Raw genomic sequence first — 8,128 nt, forward strand, 5'->3', positions numbered from 1 at the left:
TATTAGATGCTAAGTAGAAAGGAAATGGTTCCTTTGATACCTAAAATTTTAATAGTAGACGACGATCCACACATTAGAGAACTCGTTTCTGTATTTTTAGAACGAGAAGGTTTTCAAACATATGAGGCAATTGATGGAGTAGATGCACTTCAGAAAATGGATGACGTAAAAGTCGATATGGTTATTCTTGATATCATGATGCCAAATATGGATGGATTTGATGTATGTTTTGAATTAAGAAAATACTATGATATCCCGGTTCTGATGCTAACTGCCAAAGGAGAAACATCACAAAAAGTAAAAGGATTTCACCTTGGGACAGATGATTATCTTGTAAAACCATTTGATCCTATAGAACTAGTAGTGAGAGTAAAGGCATTATTGAAACGTTACCAAATTACAGTTTCGCAATCGATTCAAGTTGGAAATGTATTATTAAATCGTAAAACATTCGAAGTTACATCTGGAGAACAAACGGTTACGTTACCGTTAAAAGAATTTGAGCTGCTCTTTACTTTAGGGGCTAAATCGGGAAGAACTTGTTCGAGAGAGCAATTAATTGAAGAAATATGGGGATATGATTTTGAAGGGAATGAACGTACACTAGACGTTCATATTAATCGGTTACGTGAGAAGTTTCAAGAAGAGCAATCGAAATTTAGTATTAAAACAATAAGAGGATTAGGGTATCGCTTAGAGGTAAGTAAATGAGAAAAAGAAAACGAATGAGTAAGTTGAAGATGCTGAAAGTATTTGGAGCGGTATTAGCGCTCTTTTCTATTCTTACTATCATTTGGTCTATCGCATTTTATGTAGCAACTAGTTTATTGAATGCTTTTGACGTAAACGTATCGCCGTTTGTTGCCTTTCTAATTAGTGATATGGTCGGTTTTGTCTTTATTATTCTTATTTGGACATTGATTGGAATATTAATGAGACCAAAACGAGAGGCGATGATTTGGACTATTATTGAACCGATACAAAAAATTGCAAAAGGAGACTTCTCCGTAAAAATAAGAAATGAAGAAAAGTATGATGGTGAAATTGGCGTGCTCGTAAAAAGTATAAATGATATGACAGATGAACTGAATACGATGGAGAAAATGAGACAAGAGTTTGTATCGAATGTTTCTCATGAAATACAGTCACCGTTAACTTCTATAAAAGGATTTGCTAGAGCACTACAAGACGATAATCTTTCTGAGGAAAAAAGAAAGCATTATCTTACCATTATTGAAACTGAAACAACGAGATTATCTAAACTAAGTCAAAATTTACTAAAGCTAACTCTTTTAGAATCAGAAGAGTATACACCAGAAAGAGTGAGCTATCGATTAGATCAACAATTAAAGCAAATTGTGTTAAATAGTGAACCACTCTGGGCTGAAAAAGAAATTGAGTTAGAACTAGATTTAGAAAAAGTATATGTTATTGCTGACCAAGAAAGTATGAGTCAAGTGTGGATTAATTTAATTCATAATAGTATTAAATTTACTCCAAGCGGTGGTACGATTACTATTCAGTTAAAGGAACATGAGACAGTAGTGGAAGTGCGTATCCGTGATTCAGGAATTGGTATATCAGAAGAACAGAAACAACATATTTTTGAGCGTTTTTATAAAGCGGATTCTTCACGAAATCGTGCCTATGGGGGAAGTGGCTTAGGTTTAGCTATTGTAAAGAAAGTACTCGACCTTCATCAAGGAGAGATAAAAGTGGAGAGTGAGGAAGGAAAAGGTACTGAATTTATTGTGCGTATGCCGAATCATGAAGAGAAATAGTGTTAGAAGTTCTAACACTATTTCTCTTTAAAAATGCATTTACCGTTACTGCAATTATATTGATAAGCGAAGGAAAAGGTACTGAATTTATTGTGCGTATGCCGAATCATGAAGAGAAATAGTGTTAGAAGGTTCTCCTTCTAACACTATTTCTCTTTAAAAATGCATTTACCGTTACTGCAATTATATTGATAAGCTTTTCCTTCGCTATTCATACGATATGAGTAATCGGATTCTTTATCTTTCTTAAAGTCAACGTATGCTTCCGCACCGTTTTTATCGTCATCTATATCAATGAATTGAACGTGTCGTATAGAATAATCTTTTTTTTCTCTTAAACCTCTTCCTTGCAAGTTTGTATGAATACCATCTACTAACTGGTCAAACAACGACCAGTTTAAATTAAGATGTTCAAATGACTCAGTGTGTCTTCCTAAAATACCGTTGTCTTGTATTATTTTTTTATTATCATCGTATGTATAAGAGTAGGTGAAATATGGTTCGTCTTTATATACTACTGTTGCATAATAGCCAATATTATAAAGGGGAGTATATTTTCCGGTTATGTTTTGTATCTCTTTTTGCTTATAACCTTTTTTAGTATGGAGATAATGGCTAGTATCTTTTTCTATTACTTTATAATTTAGTGGGTTACCAAATATAAAGTACAGTGCAAACGATATGATACATAGTCCGACTGCAGTTAGTAACAAGAACCATTTTTTTCTTTTCATACTCATACACTCCCCTATGCTGGATTTGTTTTTATTTTACATGAATAATGGTAAAAAAAATGAAACTTATAAATAAAAACTTTCTATAGTTACCTACAAGTAACCTACGCACATGAAAGTGCATCATTGCCTTTTTACATAAACATAGATACAATTTTAATATAATACATAACTGAGATGATTAAGGAGTGTTATACTTGGCAGAATTATTACAAGGTAAAAATGTTTTAATTACAGGAGCAGGTAGAGGGATTGGTCGCGCTGTAGCAATCGCATTAGCGAAAGAAGGCGTAAATGTAGGCTTATTAGCTCGTTCAGAAGAAAACTTAAAAGCTGTAGCGAAAGAAGTAGAAGCAGAAGGTGTAAAAGCCGTTATTGCAACTGCTGATGTTTCTTCATACGAAGAAGTAACAACTGCGATTGAAACGTTAAAAAATGGTTTAGGATCTATCGATATTTTAATTAATAACGCTGGTATTTCTAAATTCGGTAAGTTTTTAGAATTAGACGTTGCTGATTGGGAAAAAATCATTCAAGTAAACTTAATGGGTGTATACTATGCAACTCGTGCAGCTTTACCGAGCATGATTGAACAACAATCTGGTGATATCATTAACATTTCATCTACAGCAGGACAAAAAGGCGCACCTGTAACAAGTGCATATAGTGCTTCTAAATTTGGTGTCCTTGGCTTAACAGAATCGTTAGCGATGGAAGTTCGCAAACATAACATTCGTGTAACAGCTTTAACTCCAAGTACAGTAGCAACTGATATGGCTGTAGATTTAGGATTAACTGATGGAAACCCTGATAAAGTAATGCAAGCAGAAGATATTGCAGAATTTATCGTAGCGCAGCTGAAATTAAATAAACGTACATTTATTAAATCTGCTGGGCTTTGGTCTACTAATCCATAGGAATTAAATTTAACTTTAAAAGAAGGGATATCTATTCTATAAGCGGTAGATGTCCCTTCTTTATTTTTTGTATTCAAGACAGAATTTTCGGTATAATTAAAAGTGAATGGTAGAAAGCATTGGTAAATTGAAAGGAATGGCAGTTGTAAAAGAGTGATGTAAGGAGGGAAAAGGAATGAAAAAGAAGTTTCAAAAATTATAACGTGTATCGTGTATAACGAGATTAGCTCGTGGACCTCCAATATACATAACACTATATTGTATATTAAAAAATTGGAGGCTATAAGTAGATGAGAACTGAAAAAGAAATGTTAGATTTAATTATAAATACAGCAATAGAGGATGAAAGAATTCGAGCTGTCATCATGAATGGATCGCGTGTAAATCCAAATGTGAAAAGAGATTGTTTTCAAGACTATGATATTATGTATGTTGTAAATGATATACAATCTTTTACGTCTAATCATAATTGGATTCATAGATTTGGAGAAATAATGATTGTACAAATGCCAGAAGAAATGTCGTTAGTTCCACCAGATGAAGACGGGAAGTTTCCATATTTAATGCAGTTCATGGATGGGAATCGGATTGATTTAACGCTAGTTCCAGTTGAGTTAATAAAAAAGTTCGTTGGACAAGATAGTTTAAGTAAACTGCTTCTTGATAAAGATAATTGTATGGAAGGATTTCCGCCAGCAAGCGATAAGGATTACTTAATAAAAAAGCCTACAGAAAAAGAGTTTTTGGATTGTTGTAATGAATTTTGGTGGTGTAGTACGAATATCGCAAAAGGGTTATGGCGAGAGGAACTTTCTTATGCAAAAGGAATGCTTGAAGGACCAGTGCGAGATATGTTCATCGTAATGCTAGAATGGCATATTGGTATGAAAACAGACTTTACAGTTAATACAGGGAAGTTTGGAAAGCATTTCGAGCAATATATTGAAAAAGATATGTGGGTGCAATTTAAAAGAACATTTTCTAATGCAGAATATGAAAACATATGGGAGTCATTCTTTGTTATGGGTAATTTATTTAGGGAAGTGGCGAACGAAATCGCTAACAAATATGAATATCAATATCCGCAAGATGATGATGATAAAGTGACGAACTATTTAAAACATGTGAAAGCTTTGCCAAAAGATAGTACATCGATTTATTAATAATAGTAAGCAGTAAGACTGTCCTAATTAAGGACAGTCTTATTTTTGTTTATGAATAACAATTTCTCTAACAAAGTGCAGATGAATCACATATGAAAATTTAGGGAGGTTTTTTATCATGTATTATTTTTATTCGCCAGAAATGTTTGCTCCATATCAATGGGGACTAGAACGAGATATTTCGTATGCTTATATGCCATATAACTCATTTTATTACGGAGATTATATAAGTGCATTGCCATACGCATATATCCCTCAAAGCTATGAAGTACAAATGAAAGCAGATGATCGTGGATCGTGGACACCATTTACATGGGTTGAAAAATATGCGTACGCATTTTCAGGACCGTATAATAAAGCGGAAGTAGCTCTTACATTTGATGATGGACCAGATTCAGAATTCACGCCAAAAATATTAGATAAGTTAAAACAACATAATGTAAAAGCTACTTTTTTCTTACTTGGTGAAAACGCAGAAAAATTTCCGAATGTAGTAAAGCGTATTGCAAATGAAGGGCATGTAATTGGTAATCATACGTACAGTCATCCGAATTTAGCGAAAGTAAATGACGCTGAGTACCGTAATCAAATTATAAAAACGGAAGGAATATTAAATCGTTTAGCTGGTTATGCACCGAAGTTTATACGTCCGCCATACGGTGAAATACTTGAAAATCAATTAAAATGGGCCACAGAGCAAAATTTTATGATTGTACAGTGGAGTGTTGATACAGTTGATTGGAAAGGTGTGAGTGCTGATACGATTACAAATAATGTGCTAGGGAATTCATTTCCTGGAAGTGTCATCCTCCAACATTCAACACCAGGTGGGCATTTACAAGGATCTGTAGATGCACTAGACAAAATCATTCCGCAGTTAAAAACGAAAGGGGCACGTTTTGTAACACTTCCAAGTATGTTCCAGACATCAAAAGAAAGAAAGTGAATGTGTTATAAATTAGGAAAATAAGGGTTATGTCGTATAATGAAAGTGTAAGTTAGGGGGATATAATTGATTGATGCACTAGTAAACATAGGAATAAGCATATTGATTGGTATTATTTTTGTACTTGCGGCAATTATTCTTCAAAAAAATCCACCGACCGATATTAATGCGGCATATGGTTATCGTACGAAACGATCTATGAAAAATAAGGAATTATGGGATGCGGGTAACAGGTATAGTGCAGAAGTGATGAAGCAGAACGGATTCATCATGATGTTAATTGGAAGTGTTATTAGTATACTGTTTAGATATCCACATACAATAATAGCAATTATGGTGGTTATGCTGTTATTAATTATTCGTTTATTTATACAAGTAGAGAATAAATTAAAGATACTTGAACAATAATAAAAATAGGACTCTACGCAATATAATGCTAGGAGTCCTATTTTATTTATAAACTATTATTTTCTAGTAAGTCTTTTCCTTGTTCAACAACAAATTCATAGTATGCAAGATCATATGGATAAATATCATCAAAAGTTATCGTTATCGGTTTATTGCTCAAAACAGAAGTAGCTGTAAAAGATGAAATTTCACCATTTAATAGTTGTAGAAAAGAAGTTGCATGTACTTTCATCACATCGTCTACTTCTTCACCTGGTGCGAATGGAAGTGGATTGATGACATTGTGAAAATACATATGACAAAATTCACGATCAGTAAGATTTGAAATTTCATAATCTATTTTAAAGATTCCTTTGTATACTAAATCAGTAGTTTGAAAGGAAAGCCCCAATTCTTCTTCGATTTCACGAAGACCACCAATTTGTACATCTTCATCATGCATAATATGTCCAGCTGAAGTAATATCCCATATAAGTGGAGCTTCTTTTTTATTTTTAGAGCGTAATTGGAAATATAAGAATATATCTTTAGCATCTTTTTCTACAAACCAACAATGAAATGTTTCGTGCCAATCACCGTCACGATGCACTTCATCGCGTAATTTCTTCCCAAGTGTATTTCTTTCAGAATCAAATATTGTTAACCACTCTGTCATTTTAATTCCCCTTTCTGCAAATTTTATTATACAATATTCGTATTGAATTTTGGGAAAATAAAGAAAAAGGGGCGATTATAAGTGGAGATAGAGCGTATGGAAATAAAATCGATTATTTCAACAGAGGAAGAGTTACGGAAAATATTGGGGAAACCAAGTGAGCGAGCATTGAAAAAAGTTATTTCATCATTAGACCACCATTGTGTAGATTTCCTTTCTAAATCTCCTTTTCTAGTATTATCTACTGCAAATAAGTTGGGGGAGTGTGACGCCTCGCCGAGAGGAGACGCACCTGGATTTGTATACGTACTCAATAATAATAAAATTATCATTCCAGAAAGGCCAGGAAATCGTCGTATAGACTCCATTTTGAATATTATTTCAAATCCACGTGTAGGACTAATCTTTTTTATTCCAGGTCTTGGGGAGACACTTAGAATAAATGGCCGAGCGTATATTACAAACGATGAAGAAATTTTGAAAGAAATGCAGGCGAATGGACGTAATCCGTTGCTTGGAATTGTTGTTGAAATAGAAGAGTGTTACATTCATTGTGCAAAAGCGTTTATTCGTTCGAAGATATGGGATCCAGAATCTTGGTTAAATAAAAAAGAGTTACCTTCAGCAGCAAAAATGTTGTTAGAGCATGCGAAAGTGAATGCTTCAGAAGAAGATGTTGCACGTTCTTTAGAAGAAAGTTATACAAAAAGATTGTATTAAAAATTTTATTGATATAATTTTGTAAGGTGAGTATGTACGGGTTTTAGAATGGGGATTTATCCCGCATTAACGGGCAGTAACACCCCTACCTCAAAATTCAGCGAAAGCAAAGAAGTTAGGTGGGGATCAACTGCCCGTAAAAGCCCGATTGGTGAAGGCTAATAATCAGTGGGGATGAACAAAATCCCCACTGATTAAAGTTTCACTTTATATATGAACCGTTGATTTATAAACTGGAGAAATGACAAAATAGGTAAATTGAGTGGCAGTTGCATAATGCTATTGTGAAATATAATAAAAAATTATTTTGAAAATAGTTAGTAAAAATAGGCTTGCTTTTTAAAAATTTGATAACTATAATAAGTTAACAAATAGACATGAACGAAAAAGTAATGATAAGGACACGAAATCATTTTTACGGTTTACAGAGAGGGAAGTCAAGGGTGTGAGCTTCCTAACACGAGAAATGATTTTACCACCTTTGAACTTCAATAGTGAACGAGTAATCTAGTAATTATTGGCGGTATCAGCCGTTATCTGAACTTGAGCAATCTAGGAGGAAATACGTCTAGATTGGAACAAGGGTGGAACCACGAAAACACATTCGTCCCTTTCCTAGGGATGAGTGTGTTTTTTATGGTATAAGAGATTGAAAATTTAAAATAATTAAAAAATAGTATTGATTTTGTTTTTTATGCGAGTATAATGAATTAACAAATAAACATGAACGAAAAAGTAACGATAAGGACACGAAATCATTTTTACGGTTTACAGAGAGGGAAGCCAAGGGTGTGAGCTTCCTAA

The 8,128-nt window shown here is 33.6% G+C and carries 10 protein-coding genes and 1 other annotated feature; of the genes, 8 read left to right on the forward strand and 2 right to left on the reverse strand.

Annotated features, from left to right (window positions below; translation table 11 throughout):
• Positions 1–33: 33 nt before the first annotated feature.
• From hitR to DN401_RS30090, 3 genes are read left to right on the forward strand one after another with little or no spacing between them, the layout of a single operon-like run.
• A complete protein-coding gene (gene hitR / locus DN401_RS03680) occupies positions 34–711 on the forward strand; it encodes an envelope stress response regulator transcription factor HitR (RefSeq protein WP_000612413.1) in 678 nt (225 codons plus the stop codon).
• The gene (hitS, locus tag DN401_RS03685; protein ID WP_001231631.1) at positions 708–1,781 is read left to right on the forward strand and encodes an envelope stress sensor histidine kinase HitS; all 1,074 of its coding nucleotides are present in this window, start codon (positions 708–710) and stop codon (positions 1,779–1,781) included. Before hitR ends, hitS begins: the two co-directional genes overlap by 4 nt.
• Entirely contained in the window at positions 1,781–1,903 is a 123-nt protein-coding gene (locus DN401_RS30090; RefSeq protein WP_255481209.1) for a hypothetical protein, read from the forward strand. Before hitS ends, DN401_RS30090 begins: the two co-directional genes overlap by 1 nt.
• A gap of 24 nt (positions 1,904–1,927) precedes the next feature.
• On the opposite strand, the gene DN401_RS03690 is transcribed toward DN401_RS30090, so the two are convergent.
• Complete coding sequence (locus tag DN401_RS03690; RefSeq protein WP_061457074.1) at positions 1,928–2,515, reverse strand: DUF3139 domain-containing protein; 588 nt, start codon at positions 2,513–2,515, stop codon at positions 1,928–1,930.
• Positions 2,516–2,712: 197 nt separating this feature from the next.
• Here DN401_RS03690 and DN401_RS03695 point away from each other — a divergent pair, with 197 nt between their 5' ends.
• The 4 genes from DN401_RS03695 (at position 2,713) to DN401_RS03710 (ending at position 5,949) form a co-directional block, all read left to right on the forward strand.
• The gene (locus DN401_RS03695; protein WP_061457075.1) at positions 2,713–3,432 is read left to right on the forward strand and encodes a 3-ketoacyl-ACP reductase; all 720 of its coding nucleotides are present in this window, start codon (positions 2,713–2,715) and stop codon (positions 3,430–3,432) included.
• Positions 3,433–3,722: 290 nt separating this feature from the next.
• Positions 3,723–4,595, forward strand: coding sequence for an aminoglycoside 6-adenylyltransferase (locus tag DN401_RS03700; protein WP_061457076.1), 873 nt, complete (start codon positions 3,723–3,725; stop codon positions 4,593–4,595).
• A 118-nt stretch (positions 4,596–4,713) separates the two neighbouring features.
• Entirely contained in the window at positions 4,714–5,541 is an 828-nt protein-coding gene (locus DN401_RS03705) for a peptidoglycan-N-acetylglucosamine deacetylase (RefSeq protein ID WP_061457077.1), read from the forward strand.
• A 66-nt stretch (positions 5,542–5,607) separates the two neighbouring features.
• Complete coding sequence (locus DN401_RS03710) at positions 5,608–5,949, forward strand: SdpI family protein (RefSeq protein ID WP_080446935.1); 342 nt, start codon at positions 5,608–5,610, stop codon at positions 5,947–5,949.
• A 46-nt stretch (positions 5,950–5,995) separates the two neighbouring features.
• On the opposite strand, the gene DN401_RS03715 is transcribed toward DN401_RS03710, so the two are convergent.
• Entirely contained in the window at positions 5,996–6,604 is a 609-nt protein-coding gene (locus DN401_RS03715) for an NUDIX hydrolase (protein WP_000141384.1), read from the reverse strand.
• A gap of 81 nt (positions 6,605–6,685) precedes the next feature.
• On the opposite strand from DN401_RS03715, the gene DN401_RS03720 reads away from it, so the two are divergent.
• Positions 6,686–7,324 (forward strand): pyridoxamine 5'-phosphate oxidase family protein, encoded by a 639-nt coding sequence (locus DN401_RS03720; protein ID WP_061457078.1) that lies wholly within the window; start codon positions 6,686–6,688, stop codon positions 7,322–7,324.
• 383 nt (positions 7,325–7,707) lie between these two features.
• Positions 7,708–7,939 (forward strand) — a binding site (T-box leader).
• The last annotated feature ends 189 nt before the right edge of the window (positions 7,940–8,128 follow it).

It is taken from the genome of Bacillus sp. BF2-3 (assembly GCF_008368795.1).
GTDB classification, from domain to species: domain Bacteria; phylum Bacillota; class Bacilli; order Bacillales; family Bacillaceae_G; genus Bacillus_A; species Bacillus_A cereus.

What these genes read in the sequence shown, in the direction of transcription:
- DN401_RS03715 (WP_000141384.1), bottom strand. Translation starts at nt 6,604, where the DNA reads ATGACAGAGTGGTTAACAATATTTGATTCTGAAAGAAATACACTTGGG.
- DN401_RS03690 (WP_061457074.1), bottom strand. Translation starts at nt 2,515, where the DNA reads ATGAAAAGAAAAAAATGGTTCTTGTTACTAACTGCAGTCGGACTATGT.
- hitS (WP_001231631.1), top strand. Translation starts at nt 708, where the DNA reads ATGAGAAAAAGAAAACGAATGAGTAAGTTGAAGATGCTGAAAGTATTT.
- DN401_RS03705 (WP_061457077.1), top strand. Translation starts at nt 4,714, where the DNA reads ATGTATTATTTTTATTCGCCAGAAATGTTTGCTCCATATCAATGGGGA.
- DN401_RS03700 (WP_061457076.1), top strand. Translation starts at nt 3,723, where the DNA reads ATGAGAACTGAAAAAGAAATGTTAGATTTAATTATAAATACAGCAATA.